This window comes from Campylobacter sp. 2018MI10 (assembly GCF_018501175.1).
GTDB lineage: Bacteria > Campylobacterota > Campylobacteria > Campylobacterales > Campylobacteraceae > Campylobacter_E.
This window is the reverse complement of record NZ_JAHCZD010000005.1, coordinates 39,364-62,058: the sequence shown is the minus strand read 5'-3', so window position 1 is coordinate 62,058 and position 22,695 is coordinate 39,364. Positions and strand designations below refer to the sequence as shown.

Annotated in this window: 20 protein-coding genes and 2 tRNA genes; 12 read left to right on the top strand and 10 right to left on the bottom strand. The window is 27.7% G+C overall.

The annotated features are described in order from the left end of the window. Nucleotides 1-11: 11 nt before the first annotated feature. The gene (locus tag KJR01_RS03490; protein ID WP_214117195.1) at nt 12-707 is read right to left on the bottom strand and encodes a molybdenum-dependent transcriptional regulator; all 696 of its coding nucleotides are present in this window, start codon (nt 705-707) and stop codon (nt 12-14) included. A gap of 61 nt (nt 708-768) precedes the next feature. Here KJR01_RS03490 and KJR01_RS03485 point away from each other — a divergent pair, with 61 nt between their 5' ends. The 7 genes from KJR01_RS03485 (at nt 769) to KJR01_RS03455 (ending at nt 8,943) form a co-directional block, all read left to right on the top strand. Continuing rightward, nucleotides 769-1,434 (top strand): MlaA family lipoprotein, encoded by a 666-nt coding sequence (locus KJR01_RS03485; RefSeq protein WP_214117193.1) that lies wholly within the window; start codon nt 769-771, stop codon nt 1,432-1,434. Further along, on the top strand, nt 1,431-1,973 hold the full coding sequence (locus tag KJR01_RS03480; RefSeq protein ID WP_214117190.1) for an MlaC/ttg2D family ABC transporter substrate-binding protein: 543 nt from the start codon (nt 1,431-1,433) through the stop codon (nt 1,971-1,973). Before KJR01_RS03485 ends, KJR01_RS03480 begins: the two co-directional genes overlap by 4 nt. Before the next feature lie 44 nt (nt 1,974-2,017). Next, nucleotides 2,018-4,240 (top strand): efflux RND transporter permease subunit, encoded by a 2,223-nt coding sequence (locus KJR01_RS03475; protein ID WP_250325121.1) that lies wholly within the window; start codon nt 2,018-2,020, stop codon nt 4,238-4,240. After that, a complete protein-coding gene (locus KJR01_RS03470; protein ID WP_214117186.1) occupies nt 4,233-6,650 on the top strand; it encodes a hypothetical protein in 2,418 nt (805 codons plus the stop codon). The genes KJR01_RS03475 and KJR01_RS03470 overlap by 8 nt, the downstream gene beginning before the upstream one ends. Beyond that, nucleotides 6,637-7,887, top strand: coding sequence for an adenylosuccinate synthase (locus tag KJR01_RS03465; protein WP_214117184.1), 1,251 nt, complete (start codon nt 6,637-6,639; stop codon nt 7,885-7,887). The genes KJR01_RS03470 and KJR01_RS03465 overlap by 14 nt, the downstream gene beginning before the upstream one ends. Continuing rightward, entirely contained in the window at nt 7,884-8,300 is a 417-nt protein-coding gene (locus tag KJR01_RS03460) for a flagellar FliJ family protein (RefSeq protein WP_214117182.1), read from the top strand. Before KJR01_RS03465 ends, KJR01_RS03460 begins: the two co-directional genes overlap by 4 nt. 193 nt (nt 8,301-8,493) lie before the next feature. After that, nucleotides 8,494-8,943, top strand: coding sequence for a tyrosine-type recombinase/integrase (locus KJR01_RS03455; RefSeq protein WP_214117287.1), 450 nt, complete (start codon nt 8,494-8,496; stop codon nt 8,941-8,943). Nucleotides 8,944-9,527: 584 nt separating this feature from the next. Here the strand turns inward: KJR01_RS03455 and KJR01_RS03450 are convergent. Both KJR01_RS03450 and KJR01_RS03445 read right to left on the bottom strand, forming a co-directional pair. Continuing rightward, nucleotides 9,528-9,603: transfer RNA gene (locus tag KJR01_RS03450), tRNA-Met, on the bottom strand. Between the two features lie 9 nt (nt 9,604-9,612). Beyond that, nucleotides 9,613-9,687: transfer RNA gene (locus KJR01_RS03445), tRNA-Gln, on the bottom strand. Nucleotides 9,688-9,839: 152 nt separating this feature from the next. Here KJR01_RS03445 and KJR01_RS03440 point away from each other — a divergent pair. Beyond that, nucleotides 9,840-10,829 carry a bifunctional 3,4-dihydroxy-2-butanone 4-phosphate synthase/GTP cyclohydrolase II gene (locus KJR01_RS03440; RefSeq protein WP_214117180.1) on the top strand — a complete coding sequence of 330 codons (990 nt, stop codon included), beginning with the start codon at nt 9,840-9,842 and terminating at the stop codon, nt 10,827-10,829. Between the two features lie 55 nt (nt 10,830-10,884). Here KJR01_RS03440 and KJR01_RS03435 read toward each other — a convergent pair whose 3' ends face one another. From KJR01_RS03435 to glmM, 7 genes are all read right to left on the bottom strand, one after another. Then, a complete protein-coding gene (locus KJR01_RS03435) occupies nt 10,885-11,178 on the bottom strand; it encodes a DUF2325 domain-containing protein (RefSeq protein ID WP_214117178.1) in 294 nt (97 codons plus the stop codon). An 87-nt stretch (nt 11,179-11,265) separates the two neighbouring features. Further along, complete coding sequence (locus tag KJR01_RS03430; RefSeq protein WP_214117176.1) at nt 11,266-12,066, bottom strand: adenylosuccinate lyase; 801 nt, start codon at nt 12,064-12,066, stop codon at nt 11,266-11,268. Between the two features lie 121 nt (nt 12,067-12,187). Then, the gene (gene dcuC, locus KJR01_RS03425; RefSeq protein ID WP_214117164.1) at nt 12,188-13,498 is read right to left on the bottom strand and encodes a C4-dicarboxylate transporter DcuC; all 1,311 of its coding nucleotides are present in this window, start codon (nt 13,496-13,498) and stop codon (nt 12,188-12,190) included. A gap of 144 nt (nt 13,499-13,642) precedes the next feature. After that, nucleotides 13,643-14,374 carry an IclR family transcriptional regulator gene (locus KJR01_RS03420; protein ID WP_214117161.1) on the bottom strand — a complete coding sequence of 244 codons (732 nt, stop codon included), beginning with the start codon at nt 14,372-14,374 and terminating at the stop codon, nt 13,643-13,645. 160 nt (nt 14,375-14,534) lie between these two features. Continuing rightward, nucleotides 14,535-14,978: a protoporphyrinogen oxidase HemJ gene (hemJ, locus tag KJR01_RS03415; protein WP_214117160.1), complete on the bottom strand. Its 444-nt coding sequence runs from the start codon at nt 14,976-14,978 to the stop codon at nt 14,535-14,537. Beyond that, entirely contained in the window at nt 14,962-15,453 is a 492-nt protein-coding gene (gene lspA / locus KJR01_RS03410; RefSeq protein ID WP_214117157.1) for a signal peptidase II, read from the bottom strand. Before lspA ends, hemJ begins: the two co-directional genes overlap by 17 nt. After that, the gene (glmM, locus tag KJR01_RS03405) at nt 15,420-16,742 is read right to left on the bottom strand and encodes a phosphoglucosamine mutase (RefSeq protein WP_214117155.1); all 1,323 of its coding nucleotides are present in this window, start codon (nt 16,740-16,742) and stop codon (nt 15,420-15,422) included. Before glmM ends, lspA begins: the two co-directional genes overlap by 34 nt. Nucleotides 16,743-16,841: 99 nt before the next feature. On the opposite strand from glmM, the gene rpsT reads away from it, so the two are divergent. Genes rpsT through nifJ form a run of 4 tightly spaced genes read left to right on the top strand, consistent with a single transcriptional unit; the run spans nt 16,842 to nt 22,660 of the window. Further along, the gene (gene rpsT / locus KJR01_RS03400; RefSeq protein WP_214117154.1) at nt 16,842-17,108 is read left to right on the top strand and encodes a 30S ribosomal protein S20; all 267 of its coding nucleotides are present in this window, start codon (nt 16,842-16,844) and stop codon (nt 17,106-17,108) included. A 6-nt stretch (nt 17,109-17,114) separates the two neighbouring features. Beyond that, nucleotides 17,115-18,182, top strand: coding sequence for a peptide chain release factor 1 (prfA, locus tag KJR01_RS03395; RefSeq protein ID WP_214117152.1), 1,068 nt, complete (start codon nt 17,115-17,117; stop codon nt 18,180-18,182). Then, complete coding sequence (locus KJR01_RS03390) at nt 18,179-19,048, top strand: hypothetical protein (protein ID WP_214117149.1); 870 nt, start codon at nt 18,179-18,181, stop codon at nt 19,046-19,048. The genes prfA and KJR01_RS03390 overlap by 4 nt, the downstream gene beginning before the upstream one ends. 60 nt (nt 19,049-19,108) lie before the next feature. After that, on the top strand, nt 19,109-22,660 hold the full coding sequence (gene nifJ / locus KJR01_RS03385; RefSeq protein ID WP_214117146.1) for a pyruvate:ferredoxin (flavodoxin) oxidoreductase: 3,552 nt from the start codon (nt 19,109-19,111) through the stop codon (nt 22,658-22,660). Nucleotides 22,661-22,695 lie beyond the last annotated feature (35 nt).

Below are 22,695 nucleotides of genomic sequence, written 5' to 3'. Positions count from 1 at the left end.
TCCGTAACAAGTTATAAAGATACTATGATTTTTTTAGCGGGAATTTGAAATTGAATTACATCATTTATTGAGTAATTTTTACATAATTTATTTTTTTTACCAATTGCTTTGATGATTTGATTATTGAAATTTAATGTAAAATAAATTAACTCATCTTTAATATCTATATTTTGAATAATTGCATTAAAGCTATTTTCTTTATTATTTTCTAATTCTATAAAATTAATTTTTGTTATTAATATAACTTCATCAAATAATTTTAGATTTAATTCAGTAAGAGCAGCTACTGAAATATTTGCTTTTATTAAGTCATCACCGCATTTGCAAGTTAGATTTATATAATTTTTCTCATTTTTAATCTCAACTATTTTAGCTTTAATTTTATTTTGAGCTGATAGTTTATAGGTAAAATCATCATTGAGTTTTGCTTTAAATTTGCAAAACTCTTCATATTTTTTTAATATATCTTCGCTAAAAGCACTTAATTTACTTCCTTCTTTTCTTGAAGTATTTGAAAATAGATTATACTCACTAGCTTTGCTTATTTCATCAAGACTATCCCAAGCATTTTTATAAGAAATATTCAAATTCTTAGCAGCTTTGCTAATGCTTTTGTCTATTTTGATTTGTTGCAAAAGCAATATATGTTTTTTTGTAATTTTTACATTATCATTTAAAATAAATTCAATTTCTAGATTAATTTTCATAGTTTGTTCTTAATATTTTTTTGTTATTATTTGCCAAAAATACTAAATATGGAGTAATTTTGTGATAAAAAAATTATTTTTTATCCTTTCTTTGATTACGCTAGTAGTTGCGAACGAAATTGATGATTTTGAAGCAGAATTTAATCAAGTAGAAAGAGTAGATAAATTTTATAATTACAATAAAGCTGTTACTAGTTTTAATTATGCAGTTTATAATATGAGTTTAAGACCACTTAGCAATATTTACAACACTATCACCCCTCCAATAGTTAAAAAAGGTGTTAATAATTTTTTCCACAATTTAGGGTCTCCGCTTAGATTTATTACTTTATACTTGAGTGGAGAATTTAAATCAGGAACTGCTGAATTAGGAGCATTTTTAGGTAATACCACATTGGGTTTAGGTGGTATTTTAAGACCTTTTAAATATGAAAAAGAAAGTGATTTTGGCTTGATGCTTGCTAGATGGGGTGTTCCACCAGGAGAGCATATTGTTTTACCATTTTTAGGGCCTGCAAATGTAAGAGATGCTTTAGCTTTGCCGTTTGATTATGCTTTAAAGCCTAGTTTTTATTTAACTAATAATGCTAGTATTAGCGTTTCTGCTTTTGGGCTGATTGATAAAACAAGTAGTAATTCTGCTTTAATTAATGAAGCTTATAAAAGTATAAATCCTTATGTAACAATAAGGGATTTTTATGAAAAAAACCGAAAGGAATTAGAATGAAAAAATTATTAATAATAGCTTTAAGCTTAGCAAGTTTATATGCTTACAAAATTGATACTTTTAAAGATGATATTGTTTTAGATGTTGCAAAAATACAAGATATCTTTAAGGGTGATAGCAACGATAAATCACAAGATTTATTTAATTTATTAAAAGATGATTTAGATATTGAATTAATGACGAAATTAGTTCTTTCAAAAAACGCTAATGAGTTAAGCGCTGAAAAATTAGCAGAATTTCAAAGTATTTTTATAGAAAGACTTAAAAAAGATTTTTCATCTAAAATTGATTTGGTTAAAGGTAGTAGCCTTGAATTAACAAGCACTAATATAGATGATAAAAGATGTCAGGCAAATATGAAAGTTGAGTATGAAGAACAAGTTAAAGAAATGATATTTAAGTTTAGAATTATCAATAACGAATGTAAGTTATATGATATTGATATTTTAAATACAAGTTTAATAGCTAGTTATAGAGCTCAGTTTTTAGATATTATAAAACAGAGTGGAATTAATGGCTTATTTGAAAAGCTTAAATGAATAAAATAATTAATTTTCTTCTTGTAAATTCTAAAAAAGTTTTTATGATAACTCTATTAATTTGTTTAGGGTTATCATATTATTCTACTAAGATAGAAGTTGAAGCAAAATCAACTAGCTTTTTCTTAGAAGATGATAAGGATTTACAACTATTTAATGAAAGTATAAAAACTTTTGGTTCCCAAGATTTTTTAGTATTAGCCTATAAAAGCCAAGGCGATGTCTTTAGTATTGAAAGTATTGAAAAACTTCAAAATATAGAGAAAAAACTATTAAAAATAGATGGTGTTAAATCAGTTCTTAGTATTTTAAATGCTCCATTATTTTTAAGTGATGGAAAAAGTATAAATGAAGGAGCTAATTTATTAAAAGCTAAAGATGAAATAAGTAAAAATAAATTCTATTTAAAGAATTTAATTAGCCAAGATTATTCTGTTGTTGATTTTTTAATATATGCAAATAACCCAGATGATTTGATTGTTACATTAAAGCAATTTGCGCTTGATAATGATTTGATTTTAGGTGGGATGAGCGTTATTGCAAGTGATATGATTACTTATGTTAAATCTGATTTATATGTTTATGGAATAGGGTTGTTTGTATTATTATCAATTGCTATTTTTATATTTTTTAGAAGTTTGTATTTTGTATTTGTTTGTATGTTTATATGCTTAATTTCTCTTTTTAGCACGACGGGAATTTTGGCGATTTTGGGTTATAACATAACCGTTATTTCAAGTAATTATGTAGCATTGGTTTTAATTATTACAATTTCTGTTATAGTGCATTTATTATCTCATTTTTCAGAACTTATAAATTTTAATAAAAATACAGATAGATTAACACAAGTAAGACACACATTATTAGCTAAGGCTAAACCTAGCTTTTATGCTATTTTAACAACCGTAGTTGGGTTTTTAAGTCTTGTTTTTTCAGGAATAAAACCTATTAGTGAATTAGGTGTTATGATGAGCATTGGTATTAGTGTTAGTTTGCTTTTATGCTATTTATATTTGCCTTATTTGTTACTTGCAAAAAAAGATTTTAAAAATGTATATTTTGCTAAAGAGCCTAAGTTTTTATTGTTTTGTGCAAATACTGCAATAAATCATAGAAAAATAGTATATTTTGTAAGCTTGATAATAGTTGTTTTTGCTATTGTTTCAATTCCAAAGCTTAGTGCTGAAAATAGTTTTGTGAATTATTTTAAAGATAGTAGTGATATTAAAAAAGGTTTATTATTAATTGATGAAAAACTAGGTGGAACGCTTCCGTTAGATGTAATTGTTAAATTTAACGATGAAGACGATGAACAAGCTGATGAGTTTGCTGAATTTTTAGATAATAGTGATAAGTACTATTTAACACCATCAAAAGTAGAAATTCTAAAAAAAATTCATAATTTCTTAGAAAATCAAAATTATGTAGGCAGTGTTTTAAGCCTTTATTCGCTTTTAGATTTTGCAAAATCTATGAATAATGGTAAAGATATTGATGGCTTTTTGCTAAATATATTGCAAAATAACCTTGAAGAAAGCACTAAAAAGCAAATTATTTATCCATATTACAACGAAAAATCAAAAGAATTTAGAATAGCAATTAGAATGGTTGATAGTGATAAAACTTTAAAAAGAGCTAAATTTTTAAAAGATTTAAATGATAATTTAAGAGAACTTACAAAAAATGATAATATAAATATTCAAGTAAGTGGAGTTATGGTGCTTTATAACAATATGCTAAGCTCACTTATAAGCTCTCAAGTAGATACTCTTAATTTTGTTATACTTAGCTTATTTGCATTATTTTTAATAATTTTTAGAAATATAAGATTTAGTATTATTGGAATAATTGCTAATTTGATTCCTATTTCATTATTATTTGCGATTATTGCTTTTAGCGGGTTAAGTCTTGATTTAATGAGTATTATAATTGCAGCAATTTCTATTGGAATTGGAGTTGATGATATAATACATTATGTTCATAGATTTAAAGAAGAAATCAAAAAAAGGAATTTAAATGATGCTATTAGGGCAAGTCATCAAAGTATTGGTTCAGCACTTTATTATACAACTTGCACTATTGTTTTAGGATTTTGTCTTATGATGAGCTCTAATTTTACACCTACTATTTATTTTGGATTACTGACTGTTTTAGTTATGATTTTATTATTATGCGGTTCTTTGTTTTTATTACCATCACTTATAATTAGTTTATATTTTAAGGGTTATTTTAAAAACGAATTATCAAAGAAGGATTTAAGTGCTTAAGTTTAATAATATAATTTGGCTTTTAAGAAAAAATTTTTTTATTACTTTTATTTTACTTGTATTAGTATTATTTTTTAGTTTTTATGTAAATTTTACAACAGTCAATGATAAACTAATTAATAATAACAAATTGATTTCTCATAGTATTCAAAATGCTATAAAACAGCATAAAATTAGACTAGATTTATATTCAAAAGCACTTGAGATGAATCCTAGTTTAAAAAATTTAGACTTAAATACATTTTCAGCATTTTATTATCTTAATGAAGATGGAGAAGTTTTAGATAAAATTAGCAGTGATGAAGTTGACCCTTTAAAAAAATTCATAGAAATTAATACTAGGAATTTAACTGGCAAAACTACTTATATTAGCGAATTAATTACTACTAAAGACTTACAAAGTAGCATATATTTTGCAAAAAAATTAGAGAATAATAAAAATACATTTTTGGTTGCAAAGCTTGATTTAAAAGAACTTTTAAAAAGTGTTAATAAATTTAATACTGATTATATATTGGTAGATTCTTTTGGTAATGTTTTGTATTCAAGTAATCAATCAAAATTAGATTTATCTGTCAATGTAAATGAGTTTAGTTACTATTGGTATTTATCTGGAATTTATCAAACAGCAAGTAATTCTGATAATATTATTAAAGAAGTAGAATATAGCGGCTTTAATGTGAGAAGCTTTATATCTGTAAGCGAGTATTTTAATTATTATTTTGTATTAAGTGCATTTTTGCTAATAATATTAGTTATGTATTTTTGGAACGCTTATCTTGATTCTATGTTGGTTGAAAATGGTTTAGTAAGACAAGTAAGGTATTGCTATGATTTACAAGGTGCTAGCGATATTGATGAGTTTCAAAATTTTGAGCTAATAGAAGGCTCTGATTTAGAAGATTTGCAAAAACAAACGGCATTTTCAGTTCTTGAATATAAAGATATTAAAAAAGAATATAGAGAATTAGAACAAAGACTTAGCTCTATGTTTAGTAAAAGCACAATTCCTATGCTAATGATTGATGCTTTTACGGCTAAGATTTTTAAAGCAAATCAATCAGCACTTGATTTTTATAATCAAAAAATTACAGGTATGTCTAAAATGAATTTGTATATGCTTGGTAAAAAAGAGCAAAGAGATACCATTATAGACCCGATAAATTTTGCAAACAATATGCAAAATTCTATTAAAAATCAAGGATTTTATATACAAACTGAACACTATGTGAATGGAGAAGACTTTAAAGAAGTTAAAATATATCCATTCGTTATGAGATCAGAGAGATTTTGCTACGATATTTTGATGATTTTAGATACTAATATGGTTAGTAAAAGTTATGAAAATATTAAATCTCAATATGAAGCTTTAGAAAAAAGTTTCATTATTACTATGAATTTTACCCTTAAAGGTGGTAAGTTAAAAATAAGAAGTTGTAGTAAAAATATAGATAGAATTTTAGGCTATACAGCTTTAAGTTATGCTTATTTTAAAGAGCTTTTACATAAAAGTAGCTATCCTGCTTATATTGAATTTTTATTAAAATTAAAAAATCTTAAAGATAATAGTTTTACAAATTATTCTAAAGTAATTGAACAAAATTTATATTTAAGACAAAATAATGGTAGATATGCAGAATTTAAAGTTAGCTTTAATATTTCAAGGGATTATAATTATGATAGTAAACAAGCTAGGTTTTTAAACATAACAGCTCATCTTGCTTTATTAAAACAAGATATATTAGAAGATGAAATAAAAGAACCTATATCTTTTAGTGATATTTATAAACAAAGTAATTCTATCATAGGTATATTTGATAAAGAATTTAAATGTATTAGTGCTAATAAAGAACTAAGAAATTTATTAAATACTCAAAATGTACCTAAGATATATTTAAAAGACTTGTTAGCAAAAGAACAAGATAAAATTATTGCAAATATATTAGATGGCAAAACTTGTTCTATTAAGGATATTGTTTATTTAAAAGACTTTAATAACATATTGCATCCTAATAAATTAAGCTATGTTGTAACTAAGAATTCTTTAGGTGAGAATTTATATTGTTTAATTTTTAGACAAGAATACGACCCAGCAGAATTGGATAATTTTGTTGTATTTTGTAAAAATAGAATTGTAAATAATGAGAATTTAGATATTTTGTATTGCGAATATTACTATAAAGTAATTGGCAATAGAATTAACAATAATGAATCTTTTGATAATTTAGATTTTGATAAATTCTTAAATAATATTAGAAATTTTGATTTTACTAATGAAGAATTGGCTATTAAAGCAGATTATATGAGTAGATTAGTATCTTTAGTGAAAGAAAAAAATAGAGATAAAATTATGCAAATGTATGAAAACGGAAATAATATTTTTATAGGAGATATATATGAGCAAAGCTGACATATTAGTAGGTATTCAGTGGGGAGATGAAGGTAAAGGCAAAGTTGTAGATAAATTATGCGCTAACTATGATTTTGTATGTAGGAGTGCAGGAGGACACAACGCAGGTCATACTATTTGGGTTGATGGAGTTCGTTATGCTTTACATTTATTGCCTAGTGGTATTTTACATCATCGTTGTAAAAATGTAATAGGAAATGGGGTTGTATTAAATCCTGAAGTTTTGATTACAGAAATGGCTCAATTTGATAATTTAGAAGGTAGATTATTTATTAGTGATAGAGCTCATCTTAATTTAAGTTATCATGCACAAATTGATATTGCTAAAGAAAAATTTAAAGGTGATAATGCAATAGGAACGACTGGTAAAGGAATAGGACCTTGCTACGCTGATAAGATTTCAAGAAGTGGGCATAGAGTAAGTGAGTTGCTTGAACCTGAAAAACTTTGTAATGCAATTTTGAAAGATTTTGTGATAAATAAACCATATTTTGATACTTTAGGCGTAAATGCACCTGATGCAAATGAGCTTTTAGCTAATCTTAAAAGATATAAAGAAATGTTAGCACCATTTATTTGTGATACTACAAGACTTATATGGAAAGCTTTAGATGAAGATAAAAAAGTCTTATTAGAGGGAGCTCAAGGTAGTTTATTAGATATTGACCACGGAACTTATCCTTATGTAACTAGCTCAACAACTATTGCTGCAGGAGCTTTAAGTGGTTTAGGATTAAGTCCTTATGAAGCAGGCAAATCAATAGGAATAGTAAAAGCTTATACTACAAGAGTTGGGCACGGACCTTTCCCTACAGAAGATAAAACAGAGCAGGGCGAAAGAATAGGCGAAATAGGAAAAGAAATAGGTGTTAGCACAGGTAGAAAAAGACGCTGCGGATGGTTTGATGCAGTAGCTGTAAGATATACTGCTAGATTAAACGGACTTAGCGAACTTGCTTTAATGAAATTAGATGTTTTAGAAAATTTTGATAGTATTAAGATTTGTAAAGCATATGAATATAAGGGCGAAATAATTGATTATGTTCCAGCTGATTTAGAAAATGTAAAACCAATTTATGAAAGTGTTGATGGCTTTGGTAAAATTTATGGAATTAGAAGATACGATGATTTACCTGTAAATGCGAAAAAATATATCTCAAAAATTGAAGAATTAGTTGGTGTAAAAATAAAAATGATTTCTACTTCTCCTGAGCGTGAAGATACAATCATTTTATGAAATTTAAACAAATATTAAGTGTAAAAAAGCAAGCTTTACAAAATGCAGAGCTTGCTTTAAATAAAGCAAAACTTAAAAAAACTGCAATTGAACAAGAATTTGAATTAGTAAAAAAAGAATTAGACACATATCCAGAACCAAAAACTATACTTGAAATAAAATTAGCAAATGAAGCGATTTTTTTTAATTTAAATAAACAAAAAGAATTACTAGAAAAAATTAGTTTATGTGAAAAAGAGATAGTGCATTTTACTCATTTGTATAAAAAAGCTTCGCTAGATTATGAGAAAATAAAATACTTACACGATGAAGAAATTAAAAAAAAGAAAAAAGAATTTGAAAAAAAACAAGCGTTAGAGTTAGATGAAATTGCAACAATGAGATTTTTTGCAGCTAATCAAGATATAAATTAAGTTTAAGGTTTTTAGTAAGATATTTGATAAATTATTAAAAAAGGCTGTAAATCAAAAATAGCTTTATTTTAGATATACAACCGATATTCAAAAGAATATAATTAAAGCAATTGTTAATAATAAAGATAAATATAGTAATATTTTTTTATACGGAAGAAGAAAAAACGAAGTATTAAGCCTTAAATAAAAAGTTATAGATTTTAAAAACGAAAGCTATATAATACGCTCCGAAAATTGTAAAATCTCTAAAACTATGGAATATTCATTAACCCCTTTATTAAAATATAGATTAAAAGAGCATTATAAAAATACTCTTTTTAACTCCCCTAAAGATTATGTATTCACAAACCCAGATACGGCAAATAAATATATAGATTTGCGTAGAGCTTGGAATAACTTTTTAAATAAAAACAATCTACCAAAAATGAGACTTCACGACATAAGGCATTTAATAGGAACTTATGCTATTAATCATTTAGGACTTAGTATGGAAAGCGTAATGCTTACACTAGGACACGCTAACATTACTACTACTCATCACTATTTAACACGCAATAAAAACCTTTCAAAAATAGTAATTAATAGTATCTTAGAAAGTATCATTATTCCTAATAATAATGATGATTTACAGAAAGCCGAGTAAATAAAAAAAAACTTCAATTGGGGTTATTAGGGGCTTACCCCTAATTAACAACGAACACGCCAAAGCGTGTGAGTGGAAGCATTGAAAAACGAAGTTTTTCAAACTCTACCTATTCTAACGCATAAAAACGCCCTTTATTTCAAAAATCTACTAAAAACAATGATAACTCTTTCTTATTAGCCCTTAATAACTTTAAGCTTAATTACGCTTATTTAAAAGCTATATCTTAGAGTTTATAAAATATAATGCTAAATTATATAAAAAGAGCAATAAAGGGCGTGAGTTATGGCGGGGGGCTTTAGCCCAACGCCGTAACGAACCCCGCCTTGTCTTATTTATACAAATTTGCGAGATTTTAAAAATTCGCCCCTTAAATGCCTATCACATAGGCATTTCAACCTTATTAAGTTTCACTTAAGAAAAGCAATAAACCAACATAAAAAAACAACATTTTCAAAGTAAAATAAAACTAAACTATTTTAAGAATTTTTTAAGTTCAAAGATGTTAAAATTCTAAACATTTATATAAAAAAGAAGTCTGATAAAGATTTATATATTAAATAAGTATTCTAATTATGCTAAAATGGTTGCGAAAGAGGGATTTGAACCCCCGACCTTCGGGTTATGAGCCCGACGAGCTAACCACTGCTCTATTTCGCGACAAAAAAGTGGATGGGGTAAAGGGATTCGAACCCCTGAATGACAGGACCAAAACCTGTTGCCTTACCGCTTGGCGATACCCCAATGCAAATTAAAAGCGTGATTATATATCAAAAAAATATATTTGTCAAGTAAAATTTTTAAAAAAATAATTTTTACTTATTTTTTTGTATTTCTAAACATTTATATATTATTTTTACATACACTTAATTAAAATAATTATTAAAAGGAAAAATATGTCTTTTGTTAGTATAGAAGAAGGTATAAAAGAATTAAAAAAGGGAAATATGTTGATAATGTTAGATGCTGAAGATAGGGAGAATGAAGGTGATTTGATTTTTCCAGCAGAATTTAGCACGCCAGAAAAGGTGAATTTCACATTAACACATGCTAGGGGCGTTGTTTGTGTAGCACTAGATAAAAAAATTGCAGAGCATTTTGAATTACCGCTAATGGTTCCTAAAAACACATCTAATCATGAAACGGCATTTACTATTACGGTAGATATTAAAACGGCAAGTACAGGTGTTAGTTCTAGTGAAAGAGATGCTACTATAAAATTATTTGCAAATAAAAATGCAGTTGCAAGTGATTTTGTAAGACCTGGTCATATTAATCCGTTAATAGCAAAAGATGGCGGTGTATTAGTTAGAACAGGGCATACGGAAGGAACGGTTGATATGTGTAAATTAGCTGGACTTACTCCTGCTTGTGTAATTTGTGAAATTATGAATCCTGATGGAACAATGGCTAGGCGTGATGATTTAATAGAATTTGGCAAAAAGCACAATATAAAATTAGTAACTATTGAAGACTTAATCAAATATAGATTACAAAATGAAAGCTTAGTATCAAAAATTAGTGAAGAAAAAACCAAATTACTATGTAAAGATGTTAAAAAGATTGTATATAAAGATTTTTTAGGAGATATTCACACTATTTTTGCTTTTGCAGGTAAAAATGAAAAAAGTCTGATTAAGTTTTATAAGAGCTCTAAAGATATTAATATTTTAAATGCTACTAAATTAGAAGAAACTTTAAAATCAATAGATGATTTAAGTAAAGAAGGTGGTATGTTAGTATTTATGGAAGGCTTAAAAAGCGATGATAAAAATTATGGCATAGGAGCGCAGATTTTAAAAGATTTGGGCATTAATAAGTTTAAATTTTTAGGCAATCAAGAACAATTTGCAGCTTTAAGTGGCTTTGGCTTAATTATTGAATAATTAAAATATTTAGAATTTGAAATTAAATAATTGATTTCAAATTCTATTTTAAAACTTACTTATTTAAACCCAAGACTTTGCAGTATTCACAATACACACAACTAACAGAACGCTTAGCACATACTAAAGGTATATTTCTTTTTTTAGCTTGGCTTTTTATTTTTTTCATAGTGTTATGATTTAAAAAACTTGTAAGCATAACAACACAGCCAGTATCTTGTGGAATGCTTTGACGATTTACTCTATTTTCATTTCTAGCATCCCAATGAGTGATTGTTTTTGCACCTAAGTCATGTAAAACTGCTTTAATAGGGGTAATCTCATCTGCACCAATAACCAAAACTGACATAAAACTCTCCTTAAAAATAATTTTGAGTATGATACTCAATTAACCTTTAAAGAAACTGATAATTATTATAAATTTCTAACAATTATATTAACTTACATTTTTATACAATGGTTTTAGGCTTTCATATGCGATATTTATTTCTTCAAATTTTTCTTTTAACACTCTTTTTACTTCTTCACTTTTTTCCGAGTGAAAATCAGGATGATAAACTTTACTTAACTTAAGATATTTATTCCTTACAACATCAAAACTAGCTCCTACTTCCACTCCTAATGTTTTAAAATGTTCTTCTAAAAGCATACAAACATTTAAAAACCTATTATCTTTTTTCAGCTCATTTTTAATTTCTTTTTTAAATTGCAAATAAGCCAATTCGCTTAGACTAAAGCTTACGCAGTAATTTAAATGCTCGTTACAAGCACATAGTTTATCTAATAAACTTAAGGTATTTTCATCTTTATAAGTGATGATAAATTTAGTTTTTAATATTTTTATATCGTGCTCTTTAAAATAATTAGAAAGATAAATTATTAAATTTTTTTCAAGATTTGAGAAATTTAAAATTATATCTTTTCTCATAAAATCAAGCTTACAATTTATCATTGCTTTTAGGCTATTTACACTTACTAGATTTAGTTTAAATTTTTTATAATATGCGGTATTTATATTTTGAAGTTGTTCATTATTATATTTTTTATTCAATATTGATAGTAATTTTAAAAAATATCTTCTTTGTGGAATTTCATTTTCAACATAAAATGATATTAATTTGCTTTTCTTTCCGATATTTTGTGAAAAATTTTTATTAATTATTTCTTTCATTTCTTTAAAAAATGAAAAATCTTGAGTATTTATACTAATTGATTCTAAATTCTGTACAACTTGCATTTATAACCTTTATTAAGTTTTTTATAAATAAGCAATTTATATTCCAAATATAATTGTAGTGATTTTTAAAAGAACTTTTGCAAAAGGAAATAATATTAATTTTCCTTTTGCAATGTAGAATTTAAATAGCGATTAATACATATACTATTGCTGCAATAATTGTTGGTATTGCATTTCTTTTAGCTAGTTCAATTGGATTAACCTTCGCATAAGTAGCACATATAATAGCAGCTCCTGCAATAGGGCTCATACTTCTTCCAAGTCCAGCTACAGCAGTTACAACAGAGCCAAGGTGCATAGGGTCTAGTCCGATATCTGCTGCTTTTATCGTTACAGCTTGATTAAATGCTATTCCGGCAGCATCTCCGCTACCTGTTATTAAGGCTAGGGCAAAAGTTCCAACAGAACCTATGAAAGTTGCAATATTTGGATTTGATTTCATAAAATCAATTAATTGTTGAACAAATCCCATAGCTTCAAGCCCTGCAACGAATATCCCCGCACAAATAATGATTCCATATACATGTGAAAATCCTTCACCCATACCAGCACAAAATTTCTTCATAACTTCACCGGCTTTTACATCTTTAAAGCAAGTAATAAATGCTAATAATGAGCCAATAATCATTGCATGACCAATGCCAACTTTTGGAACTTTAAGTGCAAAAGTAGCTTCATACCATTCTTTAAAATGCGAATTGCTAAGAACTAAAAGTATAGCAACAGGAACAATTGGAACAATAGCTTTTATAGGATTGATTTTGAAATCTTTATCATCATTGCTTTCATCTTCAAGAACATAACCTTTATATTCTTTTAAAAGTAAGCCAACAATCATTAATCCAAAAGCACAAATTACAGCACTTACTCCAAAATAAAACGCTTCATAATGAATTACTTCCATTACATTTACTTTACTAACTTCAGCGACTATATTTGTCTGATGATAACCAGGGTTTAGATTTGCGCTTCCATAAGTTCCTAATAAAACGGTTGAAGCAGCAAGCGCAGGATGAACCCCCATTCTCATAAGTAGCGGGATAATAACCGCACCAACAGCAGCAGAGCAACCAGCAGCAGAAGTTACTGAAATATTAATAAATGCAGTGATTAATACAGCTCCAGGAACTAGAAAAATACCTGCATATTTTAATACTTTTGACAAAGCATGAACTAAATGCTTATCGCAAGTTGTAAGCTTTAAAACATAAGCAAAACCCATGGCAGCAACTATTGGTTCAATAATGTTTGCCTTTTTTATCGCTTTAGTAAAAGCTTCTAGTGCGTCCATTGGAGCACCTGCAATAATACATAAAACAACACCACTTGTAAATAGAACCATTCTTGATTCGTGGCGTTTAATTAAAAGTGTAATAGTAACAATTACTACTATTAACGCTAGTGCAATTTTAAGAATTGCAAAACTTTCCATATTTTCTCCTTAGATTAAGTAATAAAAATTAAAATTAATTTTCATTTATTCTAACTGAAAGTTGTTAATTTGATATAAATTATAAAAATGATAAAGCAATAATTAAAATATATTTAATATAAATATTAAATACTATTAAAATAATTATTGCAATTGCTCTTCTATAATTTTTTTATATTTTAATAATTCTGTTGTTATTAAATCCTTTTTTTCATCATTTATATGAAATTTCAAGATAGTAACACTAATTGCAGCAAATATTTGTTGGTTTTTATAAATAGGCACAGCAAAACAAGAAAAATCATCATCATATTCCCCGTATTCATAAGAATAACCTAGATTTTTACAATACTGAATATTGTCGTATAAATCATTTATATTATTGATTGTTCTTGCAGTATTTTGCTCTAGAATTTGTTTTTTGAAAATACTTTTTAATTCATTTAAATTCTTATCAAATAACAATGCCTTACCAAGAGCAGTTGCGTTAGCATTGGCTACATCTCCAGCTTTTGTCTTTAGAATAATTTTTTCATTACCTTCACTTTTATGTAAATAAATTACTTTTTTACCATTTAAAATCCCTAATTGCACGGCTAATCTTATTTTTTTAGCTAGCTCATCCATATAATAAATTATAATTTTTGTAGATTTCCTTTGTTCTAGCTCTGGATTTAGACAAAAAGATAATTTGTAATTTTTATTATCAAAACTTAAATAATCTAATTCACAAAGTGTTTTTAAAATAGGATGAAGAGTTCCCACACTGATTTTACATTCTTTTGAAATTTGTGTTATGTTAAGACCTTCATCACAATTTTTTAAAGTCTCTAAAATTTTAATAACCCTTAAAGTTGGTTGATGTAAAGTATCCAAGATTTTTCCTATTTATGTAAGATATTTTAATATATTAGATATTTCTTAATTATCTCTTAAAATTACAAGTTTTTTAGCTTAGTATTATTATTTAGTTTTTAAAAGAATTTAAACTGATAATATATATTATTGTTTAAATAGGAATATGTTGTATTCCTATTTAAAATGGTCTTATAATCATTGCAGTAATTATACCTATCATTATTATAGTAGGCACTTCGTTATAAGCTCTAAAAAATTTACCACTTTTTTTACAAGTATCATTTTTTAGTTGTTTAAGGTATCTTAAGCAATCAAAATGATAAATTAGTAGTAGAACAACACACAATAATTTAAGATGAAAATAACCAAGTTTCATCAAGGTTGAATTAGCACTAATCATTAAAATTCCAGTAAGTAGTGTAATTATCATAGAAGGTTGTCCTATGAAATAAAACAATTTATCTTCTTGAATTTTTACAACTTCAACAAATTCTTTTTTATGTGAATGTTCTTGATGATATACATAAAGGCGTGGCAAATAAAACAAAGTCGCCATCCAAGAAATAAACGCTAAGTAATGAAGCCATTTTATCCAATCATAATTGTTAGCTAGAAATTCCATTTTTCTTCCTTTTCTTAAAAATTTCTTTTAAAATTATTATAATAACGCCAAGGTTAATACACACATCAGCAATATTAAAAACAGCGAAGTTAAACCAATAATGCCAAGCTATAAAATCAATAACTCCAGGATATAAAAACCTATCATAAATATTGCTTATGCCTCCGGCTAATATGAATGATAGAGCATAATAATTATCGTTTAGGAATTTTTTTTCTTTAACTAAAAGTATTCCAGCAATTATAAGCAACATTATTTGAATATATTTTAGATATTCTTGTAAAAAACTTAGCATTGAAAAAGCAACCCCATCATTAAAAACTAAATAAAAACTAATAGGGGTAAAATGCCATTCATAACCTGCTAAAAATATATTTTTACTAAGTCTATCTAAGATTATTACAATGGCTATTATAAGACTTGAGATAATAATTTTTTTTCTCATACTAGCACACTTTGAAAGTATTTTATACATTCATTTTCCATATTTTTTAAAGTTTTTTCACTTTCGCATTCAAGTAATATTCTCATTAAATTTTCAGTTCCTGAATATCTAAATAAATAATTCACATTATTTTTATTTAATTTTTCATATAAGTTATCTATGCCTTCTAATTTATCTAAAGGTTTTTTTTCTGTGATTTTTAGGTTTGTTAAGCTTTGTGGAAATAATTTAATTTCGCTAAAAATCTCGCTAGCTTTTTTATTTAATAATAATTTTGCTACTTGAAGTGCTGCTACTATACCATCGCCAGTTTTTGCGTAATCGCTAAAAATTATATGTCCGCTTTGCTCTCCACCAAAATTATAATTTTTATCTTGCATTGCGTGTAGAATATATTTATCTCCAACATCGGTTGTAACATAAGAAATATCGTGTTTTTTAAGATAATTTAAAAATCCCATATTGCTCATTTTGCTAATTGCAACACCGCTTAAATTATTATTATCTTTTAAAGCTTTTGCTAAAACCCCTAATAAAATATCTCCATTAATGATTTCTCCGTTTTCATCAACCATAACCAATCTATCAGCATCTCCATCAAAAGCAAACCCAACATCAGCTCTTAATCTTTTTACTTCTTTAGCTAACATATTTGGATGAAGTGCTCCACAATTATCATTAATATTTATTCCATTTGGCTCACAAGCTAATGTTATAACATCAGCTCCTAATTCAGAAAAGACAGCAGGCGCAACCTTGTAAGCCGCTCCATTTGCACAATCTAACACAATTCTAAGGTTTTTTAAGGTTGTATCTTTTGGAAAAGAATTTTTAATATGAACTATATATCTACCTATTACATCATCAATTCTTTTTGCAGAGCCGATTTTATCCTTTATTGCAAGATGCGAATTAATTAAATTATCATCATTAAATATTCTATCTATTTCAAATTCTTCGCTTTCGCTTAATTTAAATCCATTAGCATCAAATACTTTAATACCATTATCATAATAAGGATTATGAGAAGCACTTATCATAATAGCAAAATCACATCTTAAATCTTGACTTAAAAAAGCAACAGCAGGTGTAGGCATAGGGCCAATTTGCAATACATTAAAACCTACTGCATTAAGACCACTAACGATTGCATTTTCTATCATATAACCACTTCTTCTAGTATCTTTTCCAACTATTACTTTTTTTGTTAATGCTTTATTTTTAAAAAAAATTCCAATAGCCATAGCAGCTTTAAGAGCTTTAAAAGCACTTAAATCATTACCTGCAAAACCTCTAATTCCATCTGTTCCAAATATCATTTTTTTGCCTTTCAGTATGATTTTAATTTTGAATTAAGATTATTTTAACAAAACTTTACTAAAATCAGTCTTTTAAAAATTTTTACGAAGGAATTTTTTATGGCAAATCATAAATCATCAGAAAAAAGAGCTAGACAAACAATTAAAAAAACTATTAGAAACAGATTCTATAGAACAAGACTTAAAAACATTACTCGTGCAGTTCGTGAAGCAGCAGCAGCTAATGATAATGAAGCGGCAGCAGCAGCTTTAAAAGTAGCTAATAAAAAAATTCACGAAATGGTAAGCCGTGGTTTTATTAAAAAACAAACAGCTTCAAGAAAAGTAAGTCGTTTAGCACTTTTAGTAAATAAAATTGGTGCATAATTTTTAATGCTAGCAAGCAAACTTGAACCTTTCTTAAAACGCTATGAAGAAATTCAAGCGTTTTTAAGTAATATTGAAAATACTACAGATTTAGCAAAAGTTACAGCCTTATCAAAAGAACAAAAAAGTTTAGAAGATATAGTTGAGGTTGCTAAAAAATATTTAAATACGCTAGATTCAATTGAAGAAAATAAAACTTTATTGCAAGACCCTGATTTAGGTGATTTAGCTAAAGAAGAATTAAAAGAATTAGAAGAATTAAAACCTAAATTAGAAGAAGAAATAAAAATACTTTTATTACCAAAAGACCCAAATGATGATAAGAATATTTTCTTAGAAATTAGAGCTGGAACTGGTGGAGATGAAGCTGCTTTATTTGTCGGAGATTTATTTAAAGCTTATGCAAGATATGCTGAAGATAAAAATTATAAAATAGAAGTAGTTAGTCAAAGTGAAGGCAGTGCAGGTGGATTTAAGGAGATTATTTTATTAATTAAAGGTGATAAAGCTTATTCAAGATTAAAATACGAAGGTGGCACACACAGAGTTCAAAGAGTTCCTGCTACAGAATCTCAAGGCAGAGTTCATACAAGTGCTATAACCGTTGCAGTTATGCCTGAAGTAGAAGATAGTGATATTGAAATAAATCCAAATGATTTAAAAATTGATGTAATGAGAAGTAGTGGTCATGGTGGTCAGAGTGTAAATACTACTGATTCTGCAGTTAGAATTACGCATATTCCAACAGGTTTAGTTGTTGTTAATCAAGATGGTAAAAGTCAGCATAAAAATAAAGAAAGTGCTTTAAAAGTTTTAAAAGCAAGACTTTATGAAATGCAAGAGCAAGAAAGATTAGCAAAAGAGCGAGAGAGTAGAAAATCTCAAGTTGGAAGTGGAGATAGAAGTGAAAGAATTAGAACTTATAATTATCCACAAAATAGAATAAGTGATCACAGAATAAATCTTACTTTACACAGATTAGACATAATTATGCAAGATGGTTTATTAGATGAAATAATTGAACCACTAATAGCTCACTATCAATCAGAGGCTTTAAACGAAGCTAATTTATGAAAAAAATAATTTTAAGCATACTTGTTGTTGTATTAACAACTAGTGTGTTTTTGTATGATAATTATCAACAAGAACAAAGAAATATAATCAAGCAAAAACAAGAAATAGATTATCTAGTAAAATTACTTGAAAAATTATATATAGCAGCTAAGGTGGAATGTTCAAGTTATACTGAATGTTTTATTGAAAATGGAGTTTTTAAATATTTTAAATTCTCTAATATTTATATTAAAAACAGAGTTGCATTTTATAATTTTTTACAATTACTTGAAAAGGATTTTAAAGATTTAAAATACTCTTTTATAGAAAAGAATAATTTAGAATATTATTTTGATAAAAATAAATATTATTTTGATGATACTAGCTTGTTTAATATGAGTTCAGAATTTGAATTTAATGTTGATAATCTGAAGTTTAATGACAATGTAAAAGATGATTTAGCATTTTTATCTTGGTATTTAAATAAAACTGCTTATAAATCTATTCTTGATATGTTAAATGATATTAGTATAGATTTTAGAGTAAAATATAGCGTTGTAAATAACGCAATTGATTATTCTAAAATAGCGACTAATTTACAAATCAATCTTTCAAATACAAGTAAAATTAGTTTTAAAATAAGAAATAAAAAAATTGAGTTTAAGATTGAAAATTTTGATTTAATTAAAATTATTTTTATAGAATTTAAAGAAATCATAAAACCATTTTTAAAAAATAATGAAAATATTATATTTTTTGAAAGTTTATTTACTCATTATGATGAAATAATTAACCCTAAAATTAAATCAGTAACTTTTTTGATTGACAATATTTACAATACTAAAAATGTCCTATTTTCTAGCACTTACAAACTTGAATCAAATTAACATTTATTTATAAGCTTTGAGTAAAATTGAAACACAAATTCTATAAAAAAGGAAAAAATTATGGCAAAAGTTATGAAAACAATGGATGGTAACGAAGCCGCTGCATATGCTGCCTATGCGTTCACAGAAGTGGCAGGAATTTATCCTATTACTCCAAGTTCACCTATGGCTGATTATACAGATATTTGGGCTTCTCAAGGAAAGAAAAATATTTTTGGAATGCCTGTAAAAATTGTTGAAATGCAAAGTGAAGCAGGTGCTGCTGGTAGCGTTCATGGTTCGTTACAAGCTGGTGCATTAACTACAACTTATACAGCTTCTCAAGGTTTATTACTTAAAATCCCAAATATGTATAAAATCGCAGGTCAAATGCTTCCTGGTGTTATACATGTTGCTGCTCGTGCAATTGCTGCTCAAGCTTTATCAATTTTTGGTGATCATCAAGATATTTACGCAGCTCGTCAAACAGGTTTTGCAATGCTATGTTCAAATAGCGTTCAACAAGCTATGGATTTAGCTGGTGTTGCTCATCTTAGTGCTATTAAAGGAAGAGTTCCATTTATGCATTTCTTTGATGGATTTAGAACATCTCATGAAATTCAAAAAATTGAAGTAATGGACTATGAAGTATTTAAAAGATTAATTGATATGGATGCAGTTCAAGCATTCCGTGATACCTGTTTAAATCCTGAACATCCAAAAACTCGTGGAACAGCGCAAAACGATGATATATATTTTCAAACTCGTGAGTTAGCTAATAAATTTTATGATGCTTTACCTGATGTAGTAGCTGATTATATGAAAGAGATTTCAAAAGTTACAGGTAGAACTTATAAACCATTTGTATATTATGGTGCTGCTGATGCTACTCGTGTAATTGTTGCTATGGGTAGTGTAAATGAAGCTTTAACTGAAGTGGTTGATTATCTAAACAAAAAAGGCGAAAAAGTTGGTGTTATGATGGTTCATTTATATAGACCATTTAGCTTAAAATATTTCTTTGAAGAAATGCCAAAATCAGTTAAAAAGATTGCAGTTTTAGACAGAACAAAAGAACCAGGTAGTATAGGCGAGCCTTTATATCTTGATATAAAAGCTGCATATTATGATAAAGAAAATGCGCCTTTAATTGTAGGTGGTAGATATGGTCTTAGTTCAAAAGATGTTGACCCTGCACAATTACTTGCAGTATATGAGAATTTAAATCAAGAAAAACCAAAAAATAATTTTACAATTGGAATTAATGATGATGTAACTCATCTTTCATTACCACTAGGCAAAAAGATTTCATTAGGAGATGAAAGTACAACTGAATGTTTATTCTACGGACTTGGTGCTGATGGAACGGTAGGTGCAAATAAAAACTCAATTAAAATTATTGGGGATAAAACTGATTTATATGCACAAGCATATTTTGCTTATGATAGTAAAAAATCAGGTGGATATACAAGAAGCCATTTAAGATTTTCTAAAAAGCCAATAACTTCAACTTATTTAGTAAGTACCCCACATTTTATTGCTTGTAGTGTTGCTGCATATTTAGATATTTATGATGTTTTAGCAGGTATTAGAGAAAATGGAACTTTCTTACTAAACTCAATTTGGGACGAACAAACTACAATTGAAAAAATTCCTAATAAAGTTAAAAAAGTTCTAGCTGAAAAAAATGTGAATTTTTATATCATAAATGCTACAAAACTTGCTCGTGATATAGGACTAGGTAATAGAACAAATACAATTATGCAAAGTGCATTCTTTAAATTAGCAAAAATTATTGATTATGAAGATGCTCAAAAATATATGAAAGAATTTGCATATAAAAGCTATGTTAAAAAGGGCGAAGCAGTAGTTGAGATGAACTATAAAGCTATTGATATTGGAGCACAAGGTTTAGTAAAAGTTACTGTTGATCCAGCTTGGGCTAATTTAGTAATAGATGAGAAAAAAGCTGATGATAAATACATAGGAACTGCTTTTGTTGAAAATATAGTTAAACCTATGAACGCTGCAAAGGGTGATGATTTACCAGTGTCAGCATTTATTGGATATGAAGATGGTAGTTTTGAGCATGGAACTACACAATATGAAAAGCGTGGTGTTGGTGTTATGGTTCCTAAATGGATTGAAGCAAATTGTATTCAATGTAACCAATGTGCATCAGTTTGCCCACATGCGGTAATACGCCCATTCTTAATTAATGATGAAGAAATGGCAAATGCTCCAGTAGGCGTGAAAGAGCATTCAATCGATGCTAAAGGTGTAAAAGGCGAAAGTCTTAAATTTAAAATTCAAGTTTCAACATTAGATTGTACAGGTTGCGAGTTATGTGTAACTGAATGTCCAAGTAAAGAAAAATCACTTGTTATGGTTCCACTTGAAGAAGAGCTAGAAAAAGGCGAACAAGATAATGCTGATTACTTATTCCATAAAGTTACTTATAAAGATAATTTTATAGCAAAAGATACTACAAAAGGTGCTCAATTTGCACAACCATTATTTGAATTCCACGGGGCATGTCCAGGTTGTGGTGAAACTCCATATATTACATTAGTTACTAGAATGTTTGGTGAGAGAATGATGATTGCGAATGCAACAGGTTGTAGCTCAATTTATGGTGGTTCAGCACCTTCTACTCCATATCGCAAAAATGATAAAGGTTTTGGACCTGCTTGGGGTAACTCATTATTTGAAGACAATGCTGAGTTTGGTATGGGTATGAGAGTTGCTACCGAGACAATTCGCCATAGAATTGAAGATATTATGATTAATACGAAAGATAAAGCTCCAAATGCAATTGCAGCTCTTTATGGCGAATGGTTGGCTAATAAGAAAAATGCTGATATAACAGCAGATGTTAGAGATAGACTAATTCCATTATTAGAACAACACGCAGAGCTTGAAGGTGCTAAAGAAATTTTAGGTCTAAAAAGCTATGTAGCTAAAAAATCTCAATGGATTTTTGGTGGTGATGGCTGGGCTTATGATATTGGTTATGGTGGGCTTGACCATGTTTTAGCTAGTGGAGAAGATGTGAATGTATTAGTAATGGATACTGAAGTTTATTCAAATACAGGCGGACAAGCTTCAAAATCAACTAGAACAGGTGCAGTAGCACAATTTGCTGCAAGTGGTAAGCCAAGTCAGAAAAAAGACTTAGGACAAATTGCTATGACTTATGGAAATATTTTCGTAGCTCAAGTAAATTCAAATGCAAATTATGCTCATTTTATTAAAGCACTAATCGCAGCAGAAGCTTACGATGGACCAAGCTTAATCATTTGCTATAGCCCTTGTATAGCTCACGGAATTAAAGGTGGAATGGGTGCTAGTGGTGATCACGCAGAAATCGCAACTAAGTGTGGTTATTGGCCAATTTACACATTTGATCCAAGATTAGAAGCAGAGGGTAAAAATCCATTAAAAATTGCTTCAAAAGAACCTGATTGGAATTTATATGAAGAGTTCTTAATGGCAGAAGTTCGTTATAACTCACTAAAAAAAGGAAATCCAAAAGAAGCAGCAGAACTATATGCTCGCAACAAAGCAGATGCGCAAAGACGCTATAGACAATTAAAGCGTTTAGCAGCAGCTGATTATAGCGTTTCTGAATAATCTCAAGCCCTTTTTAGGGCTTGATTATTTTATTA

Excerpts from the sequence above, each read along its gene's own strand:
- dcuC (WP_214117164.1), bottom strand. The coding sequence starts at position 13,498 with ATGGAAAGTTTTGCAATTCTTAAAATTGCACTAGCGTTAATAGTAGTA.
- KJR01_RS03475 (WP_250325121.1), top strand. The coding sequence starts at position 2,018 with ATGATAACTCTATTAATTTGTTTAGGGTTATCATATTATTCTACTAAG.
- rpsT (WP_214117154.1), top strand. The coding sequence starts at position 16,842 with ATGGCAAATCATAAATCATCAGAAAAAAGAGCTAGACAAACAATTAAA.
- KJR01_RS03465 (WP_214117184.1), top strand. The coding sequence starts at position 6,637 with ATGAGCAAAGCTGACATATTAGTAGGTATTCAGTGGGGAGATGAAGGT.
- lspA (WP_214117157.1), bottom strand. The coding sequence starts at position 15,453 with ATGTATAAAATACTTTCAAAGTGTGCTAGTATGAGAAAAAAAATTATT.
- prfA (WP_214117152.1), top strand. The coding sequence starts at position 17,115 with ATGCTAGCAAGCAAACTTGAACCTTTCTTAAAACGCTATGAAGAAATT.
- KJR01_RS03490 (WP_214117195.1), bottom strand. The coding sequence starts at position 707 with ATGAAAATTAATCTAGAAATTGAATTTATTTTAAATGATAATGTAAAA.
- nifJ (WP_214117146.1), top strand. The coding sequence starts at position 19,109 with ATGGCAAAAGTTATGAAAACAATGGATGGTAACGAAGCCGCTGCATAT.
- KJR01_RS03390 (WP_214117149.1), top strand. The coding sequence starts at position 18,179 with ATGAAAAAAATAATTTTAAGCATACTTGTTGTTGTATTAACAACTAGT.
- KJR01_RS03435 (WP_214117178.1), bottom strand. The coding sequence starts at position 11,178 with ATGTCAGTTTTGGTTATTGGTGCAGATGAGATTACCCCTATTAAAGCA.
- glmM (WP_214117155.1), bottom strand. The coding sequence starts at position 16,742 with ATGATATTTGGAACAGATGGAATTAGAGGTTTTGCAGGTAATGATTTA.
- KJR01_RS03460 (WP_214117182.1), top strand. The coding sequence starts at position 7,884 with ATGAAATTTAAACAAATATTAAGTGTAAAAAAGCAAGCTTTACAAAAT.
- hemJ (WP_214117160.1), bottom strand. The coding sequence starts at position 14,978 with ATGGAATTTCTAGCTAACAATTATGATTGGATAAAATGGCTTCATTAC.
- KJR01_RS03430 (WP_214117176.1), bottom strand. The coding sequence starts at position 12,066 with ATGCAAGTTGTACAGAATTTAGAATCAATTAGTATAAATACTCAAGAT.
- KJR01_RS03440 (WP_214117180.1), top strand. The coding sequence starts at position 9,840 with ATGTCTTTTGTTAGTATAGAAGAAGGTATAAAAGAATTAAAAAAGGGA.
- KJR01_RS03480 (WP_214117190.1), top strand. The coding sequence starts at position 1,431 with ATGAAAAAATTATTAATAATAGCTTTAAGCTTAGCAAGTTTATATGCT.